Annotated in this window: 11 protein-coding genes; 7 read left to right on the plus strand and 4 right to left on the minus strand. The window is 36.5% G+C overall.

Annotated features, from left to right (window positions below):
* Positions 1 to 5: 5 nt before the first annotated feature.
* The 4 genes from ahcY to F6P99_RS04730 all read left to right on the plus strand — a co-directional run bounded on the left by ahcY (position 6) and on the right by F6P99_RS04730 (position 18,301).
* Positions 6 to 1,322 carry an adenosylhomocysteinase gene (gene ahcY, locus F6P99_RS04715; protein ID WP_152286268.1) on the plus strand — a complete coding sequence of 439 codons (1,317 nt, stop codon included), beginning with the start codon at positions 6 to 8 and terminating at the stop codon, positions 1,320 to 1,322.
* A 231-nt stretch (positions 1,323 to 1,553) separates the two neighbouring features.
* Positions 1,554 to 15,593 (plus strand): PKD domain-containing protein, encoded by a 14,040-nt coding sequence (locus F6P99_RS04720; RefSeq protein ID WP_152286269.1) that lies wholly within the window; start codon positions 1,554 to 1,556, stop codon positions 15,591 to 15,593.
* 6 nt (positions 15,594 to 15,599) lie between these two features.
* Positions 15,600 to 16,505, plus strand: a complete 906-nt coding sequence (locus tag F6P99_RS04725; RefSeq protein ID WP_152286270.1) for a PorP/SprF family type IX secretion system membrane protein — start codon at positions 15,600 to 15,602, stop codon at positions 16,503 to 16,505.
* Between the two features lie 11 nt (positions 16,506 to 16,516).
* Positions 16,517 to 18,301 carry an OmpA family protein gene (locus F6P99_RS04730; protein ID WP_152286271.1) on the plus strand — a complete coding sequence of 595 codons (1,785 nt, stop codon included), beginning with the start codon at positions 16,517 to 16,519 and terminating at the stop codon, positions 18,299 to 18,301.
* A 74-nt stretch (positions 18,302 to 18,375) separates the two neighbouring features.
* Here F6P99_RS04730 and F6P99_RS04735 read toward each other — a convergent pair whose 3' ends face one another.
* Positions 18,376 to 18,642 (minus strand): hypothetical protein, encoded by a 267-nt coding sequence (locus tag F6P99_RS04735; protein ID WP_152286272.1) that lies wholly within the window; start codon positions 18,640 to 18,642, stop codon positions 18,376 to 18,378.
* Positions 18,643 to 18,858: 216 nt separating this feature from the next.
* Here F6P99_RS04735 and F6P99_RS04740 point away from each other — a divergent pair, with 216 nt between their 5' ends.
* Positions 18,859 to 19,152 (plus strand): TIGR03643 family protein, encoded by a 294-nt coding sequence (locus tag F6P99_RS04740; protein WP_152286273.1) that lies wholly within the window; start codon positions 18,859 to 18,861, stop codon positions 19,150 to 19,152.
* Positions 19,153 to 19,179: 27 nt separating this feature from the next.
* Here the strand turns inward: F6P99_RS04740 and F6P99_RS04745 are convergent, their stop codons facing one another.
* The gene (locus F6P99_RS04745) at positions 19,180 to 19,863 is read right to left on the minus strand and encodes a porin family protein (protein WP_152286274.1); all 684 of its coding nucleotides are present in this window, start codon (positions 19,861 to 19,863) and stop codon (positions 19,180 to 19,182) included.
* 299 nt (positions 19,864 to 20,162) lie between these two features.
* Between F6P99_RS04745 and F6P99_RS04750 the strand changes: the two genes are divergently transcribed.
* Entirely contained in the window at positions 20,163 to 21,005 is an 843-nt protein-coding gene (locus F6P99_RS04750; protein WP_226913018.1) for a DMT family transporter, read from the plus strand.
* Here F6P99_RS04750 and F6P99_RS04755 read toward each other — a convergent pair.
* Complete coding sequence (locus F6P99_RS04755; protein ID WP_152286275.1) at positions 21,002 to 22,540, minus strand: YifB family Mg chelatase-like AAA ATPase; 1,539 nt, start codon at positions 22,538 to 22,540, stop codon at positions 21,002 to 21,004. The two genes, F6P99_RS04750 and F6P99_RS04755, sit on opposite strands and share 4 nt — an antisense overlap.
* 119 nt (positions 22,541 to 22,659) lie before the next feature.
* A complete protein-coding gene (locus F6P99_RS04760; RefSeq protein ID WP_152286276.1) occupies positions 22,660 to 24,114 on the minus strand; it encodes a DUF3360 family protein in 1,455 nt (484 codons plus the stop codon).
* A gap of 178 nt (positions 24,115 to 24,292) precedes the next feature.
* On the opposite strand from F6P99_RS04760, the gene F6P99_RS04765 reads away from it, so the two are divergent.
* The gene (locus F6P99_RS04765) at positions 24,293 to 25,321 is read left to right on the plus strand and encodes a LacI family DNA-binding transcriptional regulator (protein WP_152286277.1); all 1,029 of its coding nucleotides are present in this window, start codon (positions 24,293 to 24,295) and stop codon (positions 25,319 to 25,321) included.
* Positions 25,322 to 25,456 lie beyond the last annotated feature (135 nt).

A 25,456-nucleotide genomic window follows, 5' to 3' on the forward strand; every position in this document is an offset into this window, starting at 1 on the left:
GAACTATGAGTTCAGAAACGTCAACATACACAAAATTTAAAGTAAAAGACATTAGTCTAGCAGACTGGGGTCGTAAAGAAATTCATTTGGCTGAAGCAGAAATGCCTGGGTTGATGAGTTTGAGAGAAGAATACAAAGGTCAAAAGCCTTTGGCAGGTGCTCGTATTGCAGGTTGTTTGCATATGACGATTCAAACAGCTGTGTTAATCGAAACATTAGTTGATTTAGGTGCTGAAGTAACTTGGAGTTCTTGTAATATTTTTTCTACGCAAGATCAAGCTGCTGCTGCTATAGCTGCTGCAGGAATATCTGTATATGCTTGGAAAGGATTGTCTGAAGAAGAGTTTGATTGGTGTATCGAACAAACGTTATTTTTTGGAGAAGAGAAAAAACCGTTGAACTTAATTTTAGATGACGGTGGTGATTTAACAAATATGGTGTTAGATCGTTACCCAGAATTGGTTCCAGGAATTAAAGGATTGTCTGAAGAAACTACTACAGGAGTTCATAGGTTGTATGACAGAGTAAAGGCAGGAACCTTGCCAATGCCTGCTATCAATGTAAACGACTCTGTAACGAAGTCTAAATTTGATAATAAATATGGTTGTAAAGAATCTGCAGTAGATGCAATTCGTAGAGCAACCGATGTAATGATGGCAGGAAAAGTTGCCGTTGTTGCTGGTTATGGTGATGTTGGTAAAGGTACTGCTGCTTCTTTAGCTGGAGCCGGAGCAAGAGTTATTGTTACAGAGATCGACCCAATATGCGCATTGCAAGCAGCGATGGACGGATACGAAGTTCGTAAAATGGACAATGCTATTTCTCGTGCTGATATTGTAATTACTACAACAGGAAATAAAGATATTATAGTTGGTCGTCACTTCGAAGCCTTAAAAGACAAAGCTATTGTTTGTAATATTGGTCATTTTGATAATGAAATTGATATGGCATGGTTGAACGGTAATCATGGAGATTCAAAAGTAGAAATCAAACCTCAGGTAGATCAATATACAATTGATGGTAAAGAATTCTTGGTACTAGCAGAAGGGCGTTTGGTAAACTTAGGTTGTGCCACAGGTCATCCTAGTTTTGTTATGAGTAATTCATTTACAAACCAAACTTTAGCACAATTAGAGTTGTGGTTGAATGGAGAAAATTATAAAAATGATGTTTACATGTTGCCTAAACATTTGGATGAAAAAGTAGCACGTTTGCATTTGGCTAAAATCGGAGTTGAGTTGGATGAATTAAGCCAAGAACAAGCTGATTATATTGATGTAAAAGTTGAAGGGCCATTTAAACCTGAATACTACAGATATTAAATTTTCGGACACTGAGCTTGTCGAAGTGTGAAGCGAAGATTTTACCTAAAAAACGCCTTGAGTTTCTCAAGGCGTTTTTTTTGCTATATGTAGGTTTTATTGGTTGCTGTTTTAACAAATGTTATATAATTGTAATAAAAGATGTAGAAAGTGTTGATAGATTGTTAATAACTTGTTAATTTTTTTATAAAAGCATATCTTCGTTAAAAATTGATCAATTAAAAGAATTTTATGGTAGGGGGTACCAAGAACCAATACAAAAGTTTCAAGTATTTGAAACTACAATTATTGTCGATATTATTTATTGTTGTAAGTTTTTCATCAACCGTAAGTGCACAGAACTGCACGGTCAATGCTGGGATCGATAGAACTATTTGTGAAACAGAAACTCTTACTCTTGAAGGGGTCTTAGGGGGAGCGATAGACTCTTCGCTTTGGATTCAGACAGGTGGGCCCTCTGTAATCATTGAAAATCCGACAAATGAGGTAACTGATGTAATAGGTACTTTAGGAGGAAATACATATACTTTTATGTTGACTGCCGTATGTGGAGATACAGTTGACGCAAACCCGCAAACAGTTACAATAGTTGTCAATGAAATTCCTGATGCAGTTGCTGGATCTGATATTGAGGGATGTCCAGGGTCATATACCTTAAACGCAACTCCAGTTGATGCAAGTTTGGTTGATGTAGTTGGTAAATGGACGATTGAAGGAGGAAATAATGCAGGAGTAACTTTGACGGATTCGTCTTCTCCTACTTCCGGAATAACGCTTTCCAATGCATCGATAGGTACCACGACTTTGCGTTGGACTATTGAAAACACAACTACGCTATGTAGTACCTATGATGAAATATCTGTTACTAATTTTGGTGGTGAGCCAATCGCAATAGCAGGAAATGATAAGACATTGTCACAATGTTATACTACTTCCACTGCAACAAATTTAGATGGATCCATAGGAGGTGATGGAACAGGTTCTCAAATTGGTGTTTGGTCTTTTGTATCAGGGCCAAATGTTCCGAATATCGCAGACGAAAATGATGAAAAAACTCGAGTTTCTGGATTGATCGAAGGAACTTATGTTTTTAGATGGACAGTCCATGGGCCATGTGCTTCTGGTAGAGATGAAGTTACGATTATTGTGCCTGCTGCTACACAAGATATAACAGATGCTAGAATACTTAATGGGAATCAACGTTTTTGTGATCCAAATATTACAACAGCTATTTTAAAAGGAGAGCCTCCTACGTATGCAGGAGAAACTGTAGAGTGGACACAGGTGAGTGGTCCAACCCTTCCAGCGGGTTCTATTTTAAGTCCGAATAGCCCAACAACACAGGTAATAAATTTAGATGGCTCGCATAATAAAACCTATACTTTTGAATATAAGATAATAGGAGGGCCAATCAATCCGAATTGTAGTTCGAAAGATGAAGGTAAAATCCACTTTAGTTCTCCAAATGTTTCTATCATAGTCAACAATGGCAATGATATGATTTTGAATCAAGATCAAACTAGGGCTGTAGTTCCTTTTATGCAATCTGGTGGAAATAGAACGAGGTATGAAATAATCGCTGCTCCCGATCCTTCTGGACTTGTTTCGTTAAAAGGAGCTGGTAGTTCCCCTTTAACTTTAGATTTATTGGCAGGTGAAGGAACTTATACTTTACGCTTGGTAAGAGATGCTTCAGGAGAGGTTTTAACAGATTGTAATGTGGCATCTGATCAAATCAATATTGTAGTTTCTCTTACTCCTACTGATGGGAATGCAGGTTCAAATTCCGTATTGAATTGTGGTCAGACGTCAACTACATTAGCAGGTAACCCTATTTCTGTAGGAACTGCGACTTGGTCACAAGTTAGTGGGCCAAATACAGCTATTTTCTCAGATGTTAATATCCCCAATCCAGAAGTTACCGGATTGATTCCAGGGGAATATGTTTTTAGATATTTAGTTTCTGGAGGTCCGAATGCACAAGATTCTTTTTCAGATACGTATGTGACTTATGCAATGCCTCCTGTTGCGGATGCTGGCTTAAGTGAATCGATTTGTGCAGGAACGCATGTGCTTAGTGGTAATGCTCTAGAGGCGGGTCAAACAGGTAAATGGACAGTAACTCCAAGTGACGGCGTTTCTTTTGTTGACGATACAGTACCAGATGCTATTGTCTCAGGTTTAAAATCAAATCAAGCCTATACATTTACTTGGACTATTAGTACCTTAAAGTGTGGTGATGATGCTGATGATGTGGTGCTGACAACAGATTCTTTGAATTCTCCTTCCATAGCAGATGCGGGTCCAGATCAATGTGTGGCTTCTAATGTTTCAATTGGAGTACTTACGGCTATTGAAACAGAATCTCCTTTTAGAGGTACTGGTGAATGGACCTTCGTTTCAGGTCCAGCTACTCCAACTATCTTAAAGACTGGCGATTTCACTGCTGATGTTTCTGGTATGACAGCTGATGGGGATTATGAATTTAAATGGACAGTATCGACACTACTGTGTAGTGCTCAGACAGAAGATACAACTACGATAACAGTCGCTCCAAATGCTGGGCAAAATTTAGACGCAGGTCCAGATCAAACAATTTGTGGCGATCAAGTGGTAATGGCAGCGAATGTACCGGCAACAGGACTTGTTGGTAAATGGGAGCAGACTTCTGGAAATGCTGGTTGGACTGTAGATAATATCAACAGCCCTACAGCAATTTTTACGAATTTATTAGATGGAAATTATGCGTTTAATTGGGTAGTTTCAAAAGGTACTTGTGAATCGGCTTCTGATGAGATGAAGTTCTCAATAAGTACAGGACCAACTACCGCAACGGCAGGTCCTATTTCTGATATTTGTAATGGGTCAACAGCAGTACTTACAGGAAATGTTATTACCGAAGGGGTTGGAACATGGTCTGTGGTTGCAGGGCCAAATAATCCAAATATTGCAGATATTCATGACCCTGTTTCAGCGGTTTCAAACTTAGTGTCTGGGGAATATACTTTTAAATGGACAAGTAGTAATGGAATTAATTGCCCTAATTCAGAGGCGACAACTACTTTTATCGTTGCTGCTGAAATTAATTTAGATGGAAAAGATCAAGATTTATGTGCCGCTTCTCAAGTATTACTTGAAGCGAATCCTGGTGCAATGGGAGTGTGGACTCAGACAGCTCCAATTAATACTGCTGTTATATCTATTACCACTACTTCAGATCAAACGGCAATAGTAGAATTAGACCCAACAATTTCAGATACCTATGTATTTACTTTTACAGCGAATTCTTCGAGTGTTTCTTGCACAAGTTCTGATGAATTAGAAATAAAAAACACAAAATTACCAGATGCACCGAATGCCGGGCCTGATCAAAGTATTTGTACAGATACCAATACTTCAGTTACGATGGCGGCAATTGGTGAGCCTGGAGAATGGATTTTAGTAACTGGACCTAATACTCCAACAATTTCGAGCAGTACTGACAAGGCTGCAGTAATTAGTAATTTAGTAGAAGGGTTGTATGTTTATGAGTGGAACGTAGGAAGTTTACCATGTACAGAATTGAAAGATGTTGTTAGAATCAACGTGTATGATCCTCCATTAGGTGCAGATGCAGGTCCAGATCAAACTGGTGGTACAGCAGCTTGTCAAGTTTTACCTCAATTAGATGCTGCAACTCCGACAAACGGAATAGGTACTTGGACGTTGACAACGGATCCATCTTTAGGAACAGGAATTATTATTGATAGTCCTAATGACCCGAAATCGACATTGACAATTAATGATCCATTTAATTTGCCAATCGGAAATTATGTGTTTACATGGACAGTTTCTAATGGAAATCCTGTTTGTTCAGATATATCAGATCAGGTTATTTTAGAATTTACTGCGCCACCGGCTAGTGATGCAAATGCAGGTTCCGACCAGGAATTATGTGATGTTACGAGTAGTACGTTGTTTGGAAATTCAATTAGTTTTGGCTCAGGACAATGGACACAGGATTCCGGTCCTAATACCGCCGTTATTGCAAATCAATTCAACTCTGAAACAGCTGTGAGTGGTATGATTGCTGGTACGTATGTATTTAGATGGACCATCACGAGTGGTGGTTGTAACACAACAGATACTGTTGAGATAATTATTTATGATGATACAGCCGTGGGAGTATTAGATGCTGGTCCGGATCAGATTGTACCTCAATTTGATAATATTTTTATGGATGCCAATGATGTGTCACCAGCAGTAGGTGAATGGCAATTTAAAAGTGGACCTTCAACACCAATCATTATAGATAAAAATGATCCTAAAACTCAAATAACAGGAGTTGTGCCTGGGGTTTATGAATTCAATTGGACGGTGAGATTGGGAATTTGTCCTCAAAAAGAGGATGCCGTTTTAATTACTGTCGTTGGGGTTACCGATGTGGGTGTAGATAAGAATGTCGATATTCCAAGCCCTGTTGTTGGGTCTACCGTATCGTATTCTGTTACGCTAACAAATCATGGAATTAATACAGCCACAGGAGTTGAAATAAAAGATTTATTGCCTTCGGGGGTAAGTTTGGTTTCTGGTTCTGTTGACAATGGAGGTGTTTATAATTCTGGTGGAAATTCTATCATTTGGAGTAATTTGATGATCGCTCCTGGAAAACAATTGGTATTAAACTATAAAGCAGTAGTTAACAATCCGAATGGGGGTGCAGATGAATACAAAAACACTGCGAGTTTAGAAAAAGTAAATGAAATAGATGCAGACCCAACAAATGATAGCGATTCTGTAACCTTAACACCGTCTGTAATCGCAGATGTTGTATTGTCTAAAGAAGTTTCGAATGCAAATCCAAACGAAGGAGATATCATATTTTATACGATAAAAGTAACCAACAACTCGATTAGCGAAATTACGAATGTAGTTATCACAGATAATTTACCTGCAGGATTGACATATATCAGTGGTATTGGTACTGTTTCAGTTTGGACACCACCTACTTGGAATATCGGTACGATGCTTCCTGGAGCAACTGAAGAATTGATTTTAGAAGTACAAGTAGATGCAGGGACATCGGGTCAGACTCTCACAAATGTTATTTCAAATACACAAGACCAGGTAGATCAAAACATCACTTTAGACGATGATACAGCCACTATTGTCGTGGCGAGTTCTGATTTGGTGACGACAAAAACGGTGAATAAACCTTTGGTTGTTGAGGGTGAGACGATTTGGTATACATTAAAAGTTGCAAATAATGGACCTGATTTGGCAACTAATGTTTCTTTAGTGGATGTGCTGCCTGCTGGAGTTATTTATGTAAGTGATAATTCAGGAGGTACTTATAATTCTGGAAACGGATTATGGACGATTGGTGATATAGAAAATGGAAAATCAGCAGAGATTAAAATCTTTGTAAAAATTGATTCAGGAACACAAGGCCAAAAAATAGTGAATACAACTACGGCTGCCACAGGAGATCAAGCAGATCCAACTACCAATGGAGATGATTTAGAAGCAGAGGTTGTTGTAGATAGTGAAACAGATGTGGTTATTACCAAAACTGTAGACAATCCTACACCAAATGAAGGTGATATTGTAACTTATACCATCAGAGCTGAGAACAAAGGTGTCGTAAATATTACAAACATAGTTGTAACAGATATGTTGCCGGCAGGCCTGACACATATTACTGGAAACCCTTCAGAAGGAACTTGGATAGAACCTAATTGGTCGATGGCACAGATCGTACCTGGTGGTACTGAAGAATTGACATTGCAAGTTCATGTTGAATCTGGAACGGCAGGAAAAACGCTTACGAACACAGTTTCAAATACCCAAGACCAATACGATAGTAACGTTACTCCTGATGATATGGAAGAAACGGTGGTTGTAACCTCTTCAGATTTGGTTACGGTAAAAACTGTGAGTGATAATGCACCTAGTGAAGGAGACGAGATAACCTATACAATCGAAGTTACAAATAATGGAGGGAGTGATGCAACTGGAATTGGTCTGGTTGACAATTTACCTTCAGGAGTAACCTATGTCTCTGACGATTCAGGAGGTGATTACAACAGCGGTTCTGGAATTTGGATAATTGGGAACTTGGCAAATGGTAACTCTACTAGTTTAAATATAAAAGCAACTGTAAATGCTTCAACAGCAGGTTCAGTTGTTACAAATACAACAACTGCAGCAGTAGGAGATCAAACGGATCCTACAGATACTGGAGATGTTCTTTCAGCTGACATTCATATTGATAATGCTACAGATATCGTATTATCGAAAAAAGTGAACAATTCATTGCCAAATGAAGGAGATGCGATTATATACACTATCGAAGTAACGAATAATGGAATAATTGATGCTACAAACCTTGTGATTACGGATGTTTTAGATCCAGGTTTGGTATATGTCTCAGGGGTTGCAACTGAAGGTGTATGGAACTTTCCTACTTGGACTCTCACAACATTGGGCGCAGGAGTGACTGAAACCTTGCTAGTTCAGGTTGTTGTTGCTACAGGAACTTCTGGACAGACTTTAACAAACACAATTAGCAATACACAAGATCAATTAGACAACAATGCAACTCCAGATGACGATAATGAATCTGTTGTTGTTTCGGCTGTTGATCTAGTAACTGTGAAAACAGTAAATAACGATACTCCTCAAGAGGGAGATATAGTTACCTACTCTTTGGTTGTGACGAATAACGGACCGAATGCTGCAACAAATGTTACAGTAATAGATAAACTACCAAATGGTGTAACTTATATAAGTGATGATAGAAGCGGTTTTTATGATCCAGCAACTGGAGTTTGGTATATAGGTTATTTGGCAAATGGGTCTACAGCAAATATCAATATACATGCATCTGTTGATAATGGAACTGCAGGAAGTTCAGTGGAAAATATTGCTACAGCAGCAATAGGTGATCAAACCGACACGTCGACGGTTGGTGATGTTTTAAATGCGATTATCTATGTTGATAATGAAACTGATATTGTGTTGTCAAAAGTGGTTGACAACGCTAATCCAAATGGAGGAGACAAAATAAATTATACCATTGTTGTTGAAAACAAAGGACCAATCGAAGCTACAAATATTGTTATTACTGATGTCTTGCCTTCAGGTTTGACTTTGTTATCAAGTATTCCTAGTTCAGGTGTTTATTCAAATTCGGAATGGAAAATGAGTGCGTTAAGTGTCGGTGAACAAGAAACTTTAATTTTAGAAGTTCTTGTGAGTGATACGGCAGATGGAATGGTGTTGACGAATACCATAAGCAATACGCAAGATCAGTTCGATAACAATAACACTGCGGATGATTTAGATGAATCGATTCTAGTGGCTTCAGCCGACTTAGTTACTCAAAAGGTGGTTGATAATGCTACTCCTAAGGTTGGAGATGAGATAAATTATACCATTACGGTTCGAAATATTGGACCAGACAATGCTACCAATGTAAGTTTAATTGATCATTTACCGGTTGGGGTAACTTATGTGAGTGATGATGCTTCAGGTGCTTATGATCCAGTTACGGGAATTTGGACCTTGCCGGTAGTAAACAATGGAGTAACAGAAGCATTAAATATCAAAGCTACTGTTGATGCTGGTACAGGTGGAACTACCATTACAAATACTACCACTGCAGCCAAAGGAGATCAAACCAAAGATTCTCCTATTGGAGACAATTTAGAGGCTGTCATTTATGTCGATAATGAAACAGATATTGCAGTTACAAAGATTGTAAATAATCAAACTCCAAGTGAGGGTTCAACTGTGATATTCACTATAGAAGTAACAAATAATGGTCCAATTGAAGCTACAAATTTAAAGTTAACTGATGTCATTCCTAGAGATTTGACATTGGTGTCTGGGGTTCCAAATCAAGGAGTCTGGAATAGTCCGGTTTGGAATATAGGATCTTTAGCAAATGGAGCTTCCGCAACGCTGATATTGAATGCAAAAGTAAATGCTGGTACCGCAGGTAATATTATAACAAATTATGTTTATAACACACAAGATCAATTAGATACCGATGCAACTCCAGACGATTTAAGTGAGTCGTTAACAGTTGCCTCTTCTAATTTAGTAACTGTAAAAACGGTTGATAATAATACTCCAAGTGAAGGAGAAACTATTCATTATACGATAAAAGTTGAGAATAACGGTCCTGTCGATGCTACGAATGTTTCTTTAGTAGATCTTTTACCAAATGAAGTTACATATGTGTCAGATGATGCAGGTGGAGATTATAATGCTGGTTCAGGTATTTGGACAATAGGAGCAATTCCAAATGGTGGTTCGGCTCAATTGGAAATTGAAGCTACCATCAATTCTAGTACAGCAGGAAGTACAATTATTAATAGAACCAGTGCTGCGGTTTCTGATCAAACTGACCCTGACACAACGGGTGATATGCTTGAAGCCTCTGTTTTTGTTGATAATGAAACAGATATTGTATTGTCGAAAGTTGTGAATAACAACTCTCCGAATGAAGGTGAAACTATTAGGTATTCTATTTCAGTGACAAACAACGGTCCAATCACAGCTACGAATGTGAAAATAACAGATGTACTGCCGAATGGGTTGACATATGTTTCAGGAATTCCTTCGAAAGGAATCTGGAACGATCCTATTTGGAGCATCAATACTTTGGCTTCAGGTGAAACGCTTGTGTTGATTGTTGATGCAATAGTTGATAGTGGGACTGCAGGTCAAAATTTAACAAATACAATTAGTAATACGCAAGATCAATTAGACACAAACAATACATTAGATGATCTTGAAGAAACAGTTATTGTAGGCGCATCTGATTTAGTGACTATCAAAACAGTTGACAACCCAGCTCCAGACGAAGGAGATACTATTGTTTATACTATTACAGTTACTAATAATGGATTGAATGATGCAACTAGTGTATCCTTGATAGATCATCTTCCTTTTGGCGTTACTTATGTGAGCGACGATGGGTTAGGCACCTATTCAAATGCAACAAAAATCTGGAGTATCGGAGATCTTGCATTTGGAGATACTGCGAGTTTAAATATTGTAGCCACTGTAAATGCTGGAACAGCCGGAACGAGCATTGTTAACACTACTACCGCAGCGATTGGAGATCAGGCTGATCCTTCTACGGCAGGTGATGTTTTATTTGCGCAAATTTTCGTTGAAAATAAAACGGACATTGTATTGACAAAAGTAGCTAACAATCTAACTCCTAATGAAGGTGATGAAATTTTCTATACGATTAGAGTTTCGAATGAAGGAACAATACAAGCAACAAATTTAATTGTAGAAGATCTTTTACCTGTTGGGCTTACCTATCTTTCAGGTACACCTACAACAGGAGTTTGGAACAATCCTCAATGGCATTTGAACTCTTTAAGTGCTGGAGAAACAGAAACGTTATTGCTAAGAGCGAGAGTTGACACTGGTACCGCTGGTCAGTCAATAATCAATACAATAAGTAATACGCAAGATCAATTAGATACTAACGCCACAGCAGATGATTTGGAAGAGACAATTGTTGTGACTGCTTCGGATTTGATTACGGTGAAATCAGTAGATGTTTCTACTCCAGACGAAGGGGATACAGTAATTTACACAATTGAAGTATCAAATAATGGTCCGAGCAATGCCACAGGAGTGTATGTTGTAGATCATTTACCAAATGGTGTTTCACATGTAAGTGATGATAGTAGTGGTGCATTTGATCCAATTTCTGGAGTTTGGAGTATAGGATCGTTGCCATTTGGAAGTTCGGCAATATTGAATATTACTACAATTGTTGATGCTGGTACCGCCGGTAAGACAATTACAAATCAGACAACAAGAGCATTGGCAGATCAAGCAGATACTTCTTTCATAGGTGATGTTTTAGAGGCTTCTATTTATATTGATAATGAAACCGATATTTATTTAACAAAAGTTGCGAATAATCAGACTCCAAATGAAGGAGATACAGTAATTTATACCATTGAGGTTGAAAATAAAGGTGTTATTGATGCAACCAATGTTCGAATTAGAGATGTTCTTCCAGCTGGTTTAACATACGTCTCAGCAATTCCAACTACTGGAAATTGGAATGCTCAGACATGGAGCATAAATAAACTGGCAGCTGGTAGCTCTGAAAGATTGTTTGTTACTGTTACAGTTGATGCTGGCACAGCAGGACAAATATTGACCAATACTGTAAGTAATACGCAAGATCAATTTGACTCTGACATTACTCAAGATGATTTGCAAGAAACAATTGTTGTAACAGCTACTGATTTAATCACTGTAAAATCGGTTGACATTACAACGCCATCCGAAGCGCAAACAATTACTTATTCTATTACAGTAACGAATAATGGTACAAGTGATGCAACAGGTGTTAGCTTAGTAGATGTTTTACCTAATGGAGTAAGTTATGATAGCGACAATGGAGGTGGTAAATATAACAATGCAACTGGACTTTGGGATATTGGGGCGTTGGCGAATGGAGCTACGACTACTTTGTTAATTCAGGGTGTTATTGATGCCGGATCAGCCGGTTCTACGATTGTAAATACGACATCTGCGGCTACAGCAGACCAGGCTGACCCAACCACAAATGGAGATGTCCTTTCAGCAACTGTCTATGTTGAGAATGAAACGGATATTGTTTTAAGTAAGACCGTTAATAATAGTACACCAAACGAAGGAGAAGATTTGTTTTACACAATTATAGTGGAAAACAAAGGAGGTATTTCTGCAACGAATTTAAAAATTACAGATGTATTACCAGCAGGACTGAGTTATGTTTCTGGAACTCCAACGGCTGGAAGTTGGAACTCTCCAATATGGAGTATAAATACTTTAGCGCCTGGAGCAATTGAATATTTAACGTTAAAAGTAAATGTTGACCCAGGTACAGCAGGACAGATCTTGACTAATACGATTAGCAATGCGCAAGATCAATTAGATACAAATATCAGTCCAGATGATTTAGATGAAACGGTTGTTGTCGCATCAGCTGATCTTGTTACAGTTAAAACAGTTAACAATACAACCCCTGATGAAGGAGAAGTAATAACATACACGATACAAGTTACAAATAACGGTGGTAGTGATGCAACCAATGTTAGCTTGATTGATCATTTACCTCAAGGTGTGGTATATCAATCAGATGATAGTGGAGGAAGTTATAATTTCGGTTCAGGTGTTTGGTCGATTGGGTCATTGGCAAATGGAGTTTCTGTTAGTTTGAATATTGATGCATTAGTTTCTAATGGTACCGCAGGAAAAACTATTACAAATACAACTACTGCAGCTGTTGGAGATCAAACGGATTTAACAACTAATGGAGACCAGCTTGAAGCAACAATACATATAGATAATGAGACAGATATTGTTTTAGAAAAAACGGTAAACAACAATACACCGGATGAAGGAGATTCTATTTTGTATAGTGTTAAGGTGACAAATAATGGTAGTATTAGAGCAACCAATGTAGTCGTTACAGATATGTTGCCTACAGGTTTAATTTATGTAGCAGGAACAACAACTTCTGGTACTTGGGCTTATCCAAATTGGTCGCTGAATTCTATTGAGGTGGGAGCTACAGAAACGTTATTGCTACAGGTGAACGTTGGATCAGGTACAGCAGGACAGATCTTGACTAATACGATTAGCAATACACAAGATCAGTTAGATACGAATACAACTCCTGATGATGCAGAAGAGTCGATTGTTGTTTCTTCAACAGATATAGTTACAGTCAAGTCAGTTGACAACACGACACCTGATGAGAATGATACTATCGTATATACCATAACGGTTACCAATAATGGAGCAAATGATGCAACGGGTGTAAGTCTAGTAGATAATTTGCCGAATGGAGTAACATATTCTAGTGATAATGGTGGAGGAGCTTACAATGTAGGTTCCGGAGTTTGGACCATAGGGGATTTATTGAATGGAGCTTCTAAGACTCTTACAATTAGTGCGGTAGTCGATGCTAGTACAGCGGGATCGACTATCGTAAACAAAACAACAGCTGCTAGTGGAGATCAAGCAGATCCAAGTTCAGTGGGTGATGTTTTAGAGGCATCTATTTATGTGGATAATGAAACGGATATCGTTCTTTCAAAAGAAGTAAATAATGCAACTCCGAATGAGGGAGATCATATTATCTATACAATTAGGGTAACGAATAATGGTACAATTGATGCGACCAATGTAGTCGTAACAGATATGCTACCAGCAGGATTGTCATATGTGTCAGGAGTACCTACAGAAGGAATATGGACTGCTCCAAATTGGTATGTAGGTAACTTGAATGCCGGAGATACTTATACCTTGTTGTTGAGAGTTTTAGTAGATCCAGGGGCATCAGGGAAAATGTATACCAATACGATTAGTAATACGCAAGATCAATTGGATAATAACAACACCCCTGATGATACTGAGGCTACAATTATTGTTTCAGCTGCTGATTTAAGGGTTTCAAAAATTGTTGATAATTCAAGTCCGGTTGAATTGAGTACGATAAATTATACGATTTCTGTAACGAATGATGGTCCTAATAACGCAACAAATGTTAGCATTACAGATAATTTACCTGCTGATTTAAGGTATCTGAGTGATGATAGTTCGGGTATGTATAACAGTGGATCTGGAGTTTGGTCAATTGGTAATTTGGCAAACGGAGAAACAAAAACGTTGAATATTGAAGCCATCGTAAGAGTAGGAACCGTTGGAAATGTTATTGTAAATACAACTTCTAATCTTACGGCTGATCAACACGATTTAAATACAACGAATAATATTGGTAGTGTAACTGTGATACCAGTAAGGGATGTGGATTTAAGCTTGACGAAAACATTTATTGATGGGACTGATATTGCCGCTATCGGAAATCAAAAAACTTTTGAGTTGCGTGTAACCAATGAAGGAAAATCTCTTGCTACTGGTGTTGAAGTAACTGATTTATTACCTTCAGGATATAAATTCTTAAAGTACAATTCAACGACGGGAACTTATGATTATAACACAGGTATTTGGAATGTAGGAGAGGTGCTTCCAAGTAGTACCGTAATATTGACTATTGATGTGTTGGTGTTAGGTACTGGAGACCATGAAAATTGTGCTGAGATTACAGCGATGAATGAAACAGATCTAGACTCGACACCTGGAAATGGCAATCCGTCTGAAGATGATTATGCATGTGTCGGAATATCATATATATCATCGCTTAATTTGGGAGTTGAAAAATCTGTTGTTAACAATAAACTGACTCCAAATGTTGGTGATGAAATAACATTTAAAATACAAGTTACGAATTACGGTCAGTTAGATGCAACAACAGTTCAGTTGTCAGAAGTATTGCCGACAGGTTTCAATTATGTAGCATACAAAGCTACTGCTGGTATATATGATTCTGGAACTGGTGTTTGGACAATTAATACCCTTGCAAAAACAAGTATTGAAATTTTAACAATTACAGCAACAGTGAATGCGTTAGGTGATTACGAAAATTGTGTTACCATTATAGGGTCTTCAAATACGGATTCAGATGCTTCTGATAATACAAGTTGTGTTTTGGTAGCTCCAGTTTCATTAGTTGATTTAGAACTGAAAAAAGAAGTTAGCGATAACAAACCGTTGGCCGGTGAAGAGATTGAGTTTTTAGTAAGATTAATCAATAGGGGACCGAGTGAAGCAACGGGTGTGGAAGTTGAAGATATTCTGCCAAGTGGTTATGTGTATGTTTCTTCTAGTGCTACTTTAGGTAGTTATGATGATGCTTCTGGAATTTGGGATGTTGGCACCCTTCAAGTTGGTGTTGAGGAGGACTTGACGATTGTTGTAAAAGTTAAATCTACAGGTGATTGGGACAATACAGCGCAAGTTGAAGCATGTAATGAACAAGATATTGACTCAATACCAGGAAATGATAACCCTGATGAAGATGATCAAGACACTGTTGAAGTTGATGTGAAGGTAGGTTTCTTTATTCCTGAAGAGTTTACTCCCAATGGAGATGGTCTGAATGATACATTTGAGATTACCAATTTATCGGTATTGTATCCTGATTTTAAAATAGTGATAGTGAACCGTTGGGGTAACAAGGTATTTGCATATAAACACAATGGAGATCCAAATTCGACAGCCAAATGGTGGGATGGATATTCAGATGGTGGTGTTAATTTAGGTTCAGGGGATGTACCTGATGGGACTTATTTTTACACAATAGAATTTAATAATAATGATAGAGCTCCACAAACAGGTTGGGTGTATTTAAGAAGATAATCATATATGGGAAAGTTTAGAATTTTAATTTTTAGTGTTCTGCTGTTAAGTAGTCTAGATTCTATTGCGCAGCAAGACCCTCATTATACCCAGTATATGTACAATATGACTGTTGTGAATCCCGCATATGCTGGATCAAGAGGTATCCCAACACTAACTTTATTAGGTCGTACACAATGGGTAGGTGTAAAAGGTGGTGCACGAACAGCGACGTTGTCGTTGGATGCTCCGGTAGGTAGAGCGGTAGGTCTTGGTTTTTCAGTCATTCATGATGAGATAGGACCTGTGAAAGAAAACAATGTGTATGGGGATTTTTCTTTTACTGTTTTTACAGGAGAAGAAGGTAGATTGGCATTTGGAATTAAAGCAGGTGCAACTTTTTTAGATATTGGTTTGTTGTCTACTGTAACTCCTGGTGATCCTTTAAATGTGCCGGTAAACCAAATATCACCAAATTTTGGAGCTGGTGTATATTATTATACAGATAAATTTTATGTTGGATTGTCTGCACCAAATTTTTTAGAAACAAAGCATTTAGGGGACGATAGTGGAACAGTAAGTGTGGCTTCAGAAAAGATGCCAATATTTTTGACTTCGGGATATGTACTCGAAATCACGGATGAATTTAAGTTAAAACCATCTACGATGATTAAGGGAACATCAGGCGCTCCTATTTCTGTGGATTTATCACTTAATGCAATGGTGCAATCCGTTTTAGAGTTGGGCTTGTCTTACAGAATTGATGATTCAATTTCTGCAATGGTTGGTTTACAAGCTTCTCAAAGACTTAGGGTTGGATATGCCTATGATTATTCAATAAGTAGTTTTGGAGTTTATAACTCTGGTTCGCACGAATTGATATTAACATATGGATTCAGCAAACGTAATATGAAAAGCCCTAGATTCTTTTAAAAAAATCATCTATGTTTAAAAAAAATATTTTTATTTTATTATTGATTATGGTTTCTGTGAGCTCAATGGGACAGAAACAAGAATGTGTTGTAAAAAACATAAATATAAATTCTAAGAATCAAGATTTTGGGATGATTCATTTTTCAGATTCTTTGGTGTTATTTTCTTCTTCGAGAAGAGATAGATCGATAAAGCAACGTAAATGGAGTGGGAATAATCAACCTTATTTGGAGTTATACAAAGCAAAATTGACTAAAGAGGGGACTTTTGATTCTGTAGCTCGGTTTTCAGAGAAAGTAAATACAAAGTATCATGATGCTGATTTGGTATTTTCAAAAGATGAAAACACCATTTATTTTTCTAGAAGTAATTATTACAAAAACAAATATGTTACTGATACTTTAGGAAGAAATTTGATCGAATTGTATCGAGCGGAAAAAGATTCTGTAGGAGAGTGGGAAGTTTTTGAAATGCCATTTAATAATAGGAATTATCAGACGGGTCATCCTTCGTTGAGTGATGATGAGACCAAGTTATATTTTGTATCTGATATGCCTGGAGGTTATGGAAAGACGGATTTGTATGTGGTGGATATCAATCTAGATGGAAGTTATGGAACGCCAAAAAATTTAGGTCCAAATGTGAATACAAAAGGAAAAGAGATGTTCCCGTATGTATGGAAGAATGAGTTGTATTTTTCTAGTGATGGATATCAAATGGGACAAGGAGGTTTAGATATTTTTGTGGTAGATTTGGTTGATTTTCTACCTACCAAATCTGTTGTAAATTTAGCTAGGCCTTTAAATAGTTACAGTGATGATTTTGGTATTGCATTTAATAAAACTAAAAACAAAGGTTACTTTTCATCTAATAGACCTGGAGGTAAAGGAGATGATGATATTTATACTTTTGAATTTGAGTGTGATCAAATTATTGCAGGTGTAACCTATGAATTAGAAACTAAAGTTGATACCATTACAACGGTGAAGCTTTTTACCAAAGACCATGAGGAGTTGGATAAGACTATAGTTTATAGTGAAGGAAAAGCGTCAGCTATTGATACGACTTTGGTAGTTAATAAAGCACAAGATAGTATGTATCAATCTCAAGTGGCGAGTAAAATTTTAGATAGTGTAAAGGTTTATTTACTCGATGCAAATAATTTGAAATTGGATAGTGTCGTATCTAATGAAAATGGAGAATATCAATTCTCGGTTGAATGTATTACGAATTATAAAGTTTTGGCAGAAAAAGAACAATACGAAGATGTTGAGTATGTCATTATGACGACAGAAAACAATAATGATACTATAGTTGCAGATTTGTTTTTAACACCTTCTGATATTATAATTACACGGGGAGAAATGATGCTTCGTGTAGACCCTATTTATTATGATTTTGATAAAACGAATATTAGGGCAGATTCTTTCAATGCTGCGAAGAGGGTAGTTCAATTAATGAGAAAATATCCTCACATTAAGGTGCATATTAAGGCTCATACCGACAGTAGAGGTAGGGCTGAATACAATTTAACGTTGTCTGATAGGAGAGCTGCTGTTCTTAGGTTAGGAATCATACAAAGTGGTATTGACGCTAATAGAATTAGTTCTCAAGGATATGGAGAAACGCAACCTATTAATAAGTGTAAAGATGGTGTTCAGTGTTCTGAAGCCGAGCATCAAGAAAATAGAAGAATTGAGTTTGTAATTACGAATCCTGATGAGCATGAAGAGCAAAGTGTTGAGGAAATGATGCTTGAAGATTCTAAAAATTTAGATATAGAAATTGAGCAATAAAATAATAATTATAAGATAGCAATAAAAAAGCACTCATTATTTATGAGTGCTTTTTTTATGGGGTACTAATTTTTTTAAATATCCACACGTTCAAAATAACTTTCTAAAAAGTCGTCGATTTTTTCTTTTAAAATATTTATTGAAATAGCTTCCTTTCTAAACACCGTAAGGTTTTCTTCTACTCTATTCCTGCTTAAACTTTCTTGGACTTCAACGATACGTACCCCATCGATTTTCTCTATTAAAGTCTTTAATTGTTGATCCAATGACGTATCGCTTAAATATATTTTTATCGTTTGTTCTTTGGGTGAGTTTCTAATTTCAGATCTATATGGTAACATAGGCAAATAAATTTAAGAGTTCATACTATTTATTACAAGGCTGTAACCTTCCTAAGTTAAGATTTTTGATTAAAAATTACAAGCCTTATTATTTTTTTGTTTTCATAAAAATATTGCGCCTTAAATGATTTCATATTTCTGTCAAATCAATTTGTTTAATAAAATATCATTAGTATTAAACATAATAATTATCTTTATGCTAAAGTTCAAAAACATATGAGTTTACAGGAAGTGTATAAACTAACAGATAGGGAATTTGATAGAATTATTGAAATGGCTTGGGAGGATAGAACTCCATTTGAAGCTATTTATATTCAGTTCGAACTTCCAGAAAAAGATGTGGTTAAAATAATGCGTTCTTATTTAAAAGAAAGCAGTTTTAAAAGATGGAGAAAGAGAGTACATAGTGGGGTTAGTAGTAAACATTTGAAAAAAAGATCTGTAGAAATAAAACGTTTTAAATGTTCAAGACAACGTTCTATAGCTAACAATAAAATATCAAAAAGATGACGAAGAATAGCAGTGTGAAAAATTAGTTTAAAACTTGTACAAAAGTGAGAAATTGATGTTTTCGAAACCAAGTCCAACAGAAAAAGCGCTTCTTGATTCAGCATTTTCTTCATCTGATTTGCTTGTTTCATAGCTCAATATTCCCCAACTCGCTTCAAGCGCAAAATGTTTGTTTAGAAAGTAATTTATTCCTGGAGAAAAAGCAATTCTATAGCCTTCAGCTTCATTTTTTGTAGTTTTCGTAGTCCCATAACTTGAAGAATAGTAGTCAATTGTTTCATATTCTAGAGTAGAAAAATTTTTGTTAACTAAGCCTTCCAAATAGATTGAAAACTTACTTTTTTTATTAAAATAGTATCTAGAAAGCAATCCTATTTCAAAAGTTTTCAGGGTGTAGTAAGTTGCATATATTGTAAAAGGAGCACTGCTAACTAATATATTTAAACCAAGTGAAAAATTATCAGAGAGAAAACCACCGAATTTAGTTGTTAATTCAAAAGTGTCTTTATTTGATTCATCTGACCCAGAGTTTATTGAGTTGAAACTCACACCTCCGGAAATATAGATATTGTCTTTAGCGAATCCAAATTCATCTTGGTTTAGTTGGTAAGTTCTAGTAGTTGTGGTTGTAGTAGTGGTAACTGTTTCGGTATTTTGTGCAAATGAGAATGCTGCAGTAAACAAGGCTAGTAAGAGTGTTCTTATTTTCATTTTTTTTTCACAAATTTAAATTAATTAGTGATTTTCTGTATATGATTTTGATCTTTTTTAGGATAAAATAGTTTCGAAACTATTTTATCCAAATCTTGTATGTAAAACCAATCAATCATCTATATCTAAAAAGCTAGGTTGTATGATTTCAGATATATGATGAGGTTCAATATTTTAATAATTCTTTACAATCATTGTTGGATTATTTGCTTTTTAATTATCTAGGCTTCAGTGTATACAGGTCGTTTTTTAATGTTATTTTTGAATTTTTATGTGAGTAAATTTCAAATAGTTCCTTGATGAAGAATACAAAACCAATCTTATACATGATATTTAGTGTTATTGCATTTTCATTGATGAATACACTTGTGAAATATTTGAATGATTTTAGTGCATACCAATTACTTTTTTTTAGATCTATAGGAACGCTATTTTTTACAATACCTCTTTTGATAAAAGCCAAAGTTTCTATGTTAGGGAATAATAAAAAACTATTGCTCTTAAGAGGAGTAGCTGGTGTCGTATCGCTTACTTGCTTTTTTCAATCTTTGAATTATTTGGCCTTAGGAACATCCGTTTCCTTGAGATATTCTTCACCTATATTTGCAGCCATATTTGCTTTTTTATTCTTGAAGGAAAAAATAAAACCCATCCAATGGTTTTTGTTTTTTGTTGCATTTTCTGGAGTTTTGGTGATCAAAGGTTTTGGCGGTGATGTCAATACGGTTGGTTTATTGTTTATCTTGATGTCGGCTATTTCTCTTGGATTGATATTTGTGCTGATCCGAAAAATGGGAAATACAGAGCATCCCTTGGTAATTGTTAATTATTTTATGGTGATGGCTTTTACTTTTGGTGGTCTCATGTCCATAAACATTTGGAAAAGTCCAAATCCAGAAGAATGGTTGCTTTTGTTAAGCTTGGGTGTATTTGGTTATGTTGGACAGCTCTATTTAACCAAAGCATTTCAGTCAGACGAGACAATTGTTATTGCTCCTTTAAAGTATTTAGAGGTTGTATTTATGATTGCTATTGGTGCAATGTGGTTTGGTGAGATTTATAATTTATGGACCCTGTTGGGAGTTGTAATGATTATGATAGGACTAATCTATAACGTATATTTAAAAAAGAACCAACGTTAACCCAACCAACCCTCTCTATCCAAACTTCTATATTGTATCGCTTCAGAAATATGATGGGGTTCTATAGTTTTAGAATTCTCTAAATCGGCTATGGTCCTGCTTACTTTTAAAATTCTGTCATAAGCTCTAGCCGATAAATTCAATTTTTCCATGGCTGTTTTCAACATTAGTTTTGATGTGGTGTCTAATACGCAGTGCTTTTGTATTTGTTTTACACTCATTTGCGCATTGTAATGTGTTTTCGAGGTAGCGTTAAATCGTATGGTTTGTATTTCTCTTGCTTTTATAACTCGTTGTTTAATTACAGAACTTTTTTCTCCTGTTCGTTCTTCAGATAGTTTTTCAAAAGGAACAGGAGTAACCTCTATATGTATGTCAATTCTGTCCAATAGCGGTCCTGATATTTTTCCTAAATATCGTTGCATTTCGTGAGGTGAAGAAGTCATGGGACTATCAGAGTCGTTAAAAAAACCACTCGGACTTGGGTTCATACTTGCTACTAACATAAAACTACTCGGGTAGGTAATTGTAAATTTTGCACGTGAAATGGTTACTTCACGATCTTCCAAAGGTTGTCTCATTACTTCTAAAACACTGCGTTTGAATTCTGGTAGTTCATCTAAAAAAAGCACTCCATTATGTGACATTGAGATTTCACCTGGTTGTGGATATTGACCACCGCCTACCAAAGCGACATCTGATATGGTATGGTGCGGAGACCGAAATGGGCGTTCACGCATCAATCCGTAATTCTCTTTGATACGACCAACTACTGAATGGATTTTTGTCGTTTCAAGAGCTTCACTTAGTGACATCGGAGGTAAAATACCAGGTAATCTTTTCGCCAGCATAGTTTTACCAGAACCTGGAGGTCCGATTAGTATAATATTATGCCCACCAGCGGCTGCAATTTCCATACATCGTTTGATGGATTCTTGTCCTTTGACATCTGCAAAATCAAATTCGAGATTTTCAGCATTGATGTTGGCATCATCCGTTTCAGAAATTGTGTGGGGTGTTAAGGGTAATTTCGCGTCAAAAAATGAAATGACTTCTTTTATGTTTTCTACACCATATACAACTAATCCTTCGACGATTGCTGCTTCGTTTGCATTTTGTTTTGGAAGAATAACTCCTTTAAAACCTTCGTTTTTTGCATTGATAGCAATAGGCAGTACTCCTTTAATGGGTTGAAGACTTCCGTCTAAAGAAAGCTCTCCCATTATCAAGTATTCATTGATAGATGTTGATTTTATTTGATTAGAGGCTGCTAAAATTCCAATCGCTAAGGTTAAGTCATATGCAGATCCTTCTTTGCGTAAATCTGCAGGAGCCATATTGATGGTGATTTTTTTACCGGGTAATTTGTAACCGATGTTGTTCAACGCAGCGGAAATTCTGTAACTACTTTCTCGAATGGCATTGTCCGGCAACCCAACCAAATGGTAACCGATTCCTTTGTCAATATTTACTTCAACGATAATGGTGGTGGCCTCAATACCGAACACGGCAGCCCCATAGACTTTTGTCAACATAGCATCTTTTTTTAGCAATTAGCCAATCAATCTCTTGATTTAGATATGAAAAGCAGTTTTTCTTTTAAAGATACAGAAAGTTGCTGTGCAAGTCAATTATCAATTAGAGTCTAGTTTTCTTATAATAGTGCTGGTATGCCCGGTAGTTGCCCGACCAAAGCAAGAGATACAACACAAACTAGAAACATAACACCTGGTATAATGAGTCTTTCCTTTAAACTAAGTTCTTTCGCACGTTCTCTGTCCCCGATCAACCCTAAATTGTCGAGCAACATGGTCAATGCCCAACCAAACACTGGATTTACAAAGGCACATGCAAATATACAAGTACCAGCACTCAACGAATCTTTGTTTTTTTGAATCATCTGCATACCTGCTTCTAATAAAGGAAGAAAAACGCCTACAATTAATGCTACTCTTAGAACAGGTTCCCACATAGCCAAATCCATCGGATATCCAAAAATTGCTGCTAATACACAGAGAATGGCTGTAAGAACAGCTCCTCCTGGAATAGGACGTTTAGCAATTGCGGCGGGAATCATATATGTACCCCAAGAAGAGGCTATATTTCCACCTCCCAAAGCCGTACCAATAATTTGACGAACGGAAGCAACGGTCATGGTATCATCAACATCCATCAAAACGTCTTTTGCCTCTTCAGGATAATTCAATTCTTGGAAAACACGATGGCCTAAATAATCGGGTGACCACATGGCAACTGCTAAAATCGCAAATGGAATTACTGCCACAAAATGATTAATATTTGGTAATCCTAATTGCCAACCTGTATTTTCTCCCCACCACCAGAGCGGATTCATATGGGGTAGACCCGGAGCCGTACTAAACTCGAATTGTACACCCATTACATAGCTTACTATTCCTGCAATACCCGAACAAAGAGGGATGGCCAACCATCTTTTTTTAATTCTTGCTAAGTAAGCATAAACGAGTATGGTCAGACCAATTACCACAAAAGAAACGCGACTAGCATTAGAAGCTTCTGCCCATAACCTAAATTTGCCTATTTGTCCGACGAGTCCCACCGCTCCAAGGTAAATCAATAAGCCTCCTCGAACACCAACACCTGTTAATGCCATTAATTTAGAACCTCCTTTAGTGATACTCAGAATTATTCCGAAAACTCCAATGAGTATACCTAAAGCCAACGGATGCCCGCCTGCCATGGCAATGATAGGAATCAGCGGTATCATTGGACCATGTGTACCGGCTAGATTTGCTTTAGGATTTAATATGGCTGAAAATAGAATTACAAATATACCTCCGGCGATAAGCAATTCATATCTTACGTTTTCTGCTACAAATTCAGGAGTTAATCCAAACTGAGCGGCAAAAGCAGCAACCATCGCGGTTACCATTACTACTTTACCAATTGTAGCTGCCAATGCAGGTACCAAATCTTCTATTTCTATCCTAAAATCTCTAAAAGGTAAATGAATTCTCCATCTGCGGAAGTGCATTATTAATAGTTCGTGATTTAGGTATTCTTCTCTGTTTTTAAATTCTTTAGATTTTTTTCGTTTTTGACGATACGAATGCTCTTGTTTGTTTTTCATGTGACGGTATTGATAAAAGTTATTGAATAACTTTCTAGTAGGTTTTTTTAGTTTCGCACTAAATTACAAACTCATTTTAGGTGTAATACTGAGATATATCAGCTTTCAACTTGTTCGTTAAACTTCTTAAGTTCGATAGGAATTGATTATTTTAGAACCGGCAATAGCACCATCATTTATGAATAAAAGAATTACACTTAAAGAAATAGCACAAGAATTTAATGTGTCAATAGCAACGGTATCTAAAGCGTTGAAAGACAGTCATGATATTGGAAGAGCTACGCGTGAAAAAATTCAAAAATATGCGAATGATAAGGGCTATCAACCTAACATTTATGCGTTGGGGTTGAAAAATAATAAAACCAAAACAATAGGACTTATTTTGCCGAATATATTGAATAGGTATTTTGCGAAAGTGTTTAGTGGAGTAGAGAAGATAGCAAACCAATTAGGTTTTCATGTAATTATTTCTATTTCGCACGATAGTTATGAAAAAGAAGTTGAAGCTACTCATTTTTTTTTAAAAGGAACTGTTGATGGGTTTATAGTTTCACTGGCAGAAGAAACTCAAAAGCTACAGAAATATGATCATTTTAAAGATGCTAAAAAATATGGGGTAGGAATGGTAATGATGGATAGAGTTACGGATGAGGTCTTGTGTGATAAGGTAATTGTTGATGACATGGAAGCTGCGCAAAAAGCTACGAATTTTTTCATTGAGAACGATAGAAAACACATTGCTTTAATTTCTATTATTAGTCATACGAGTGTTGGAAAACTCAGGATTCAAGGTTATAAAAATGCTTTAAAAGAGCACGAAATGTTGATCGATGAAAATTTGATTTTGAGAGTCGGAAAACACGATGATTTAGAAACTTTGTTGAAGATTGTTTTAGGAAGTAGAAAAGTAGACGCTATACTTTGTCTTGAAGAAACGGCCGCTATTGAAACTTTAGCCATTCTAAAGAAACAAAAATATCAGGTGCCAAAGGATATTTCAATGATAGGTTTTACAAATGGTGAATTGGCACAAAATGTTACTCCTAAAATCACCACCGTTAGTCAGCATGGAGTTTATATGGGTGAACAAGCGATGCAATTCTTGATTGAACGGTTGGAAGCAATGGATAAAGAATTAACGCTGCATCCCAGAACAAAGACGGTTAAGACCAGTATTATGGAAAGAGAGTCAACGATAAAAAGATAAATAAAAAAAAGTACCCTTCATTAAATAAAGGGTACTCATAATCATACAATTGTATTTTTTATTTTCTTTTGATAACCTTTTGAACAGCTTCAACGATTGCTTTGTCGTTCAATCCGTATTTCTCCATCAATTGTG

Source organism: Flavicella marina (assembly GCF_009193215.1).
Classification (GTDB): domain Bacteria; phylum Bacteroidota; class Bacteroidia; order Flavobacteriales; family Flavobacteriaceae; genus Flavicella; species Flavicella marina.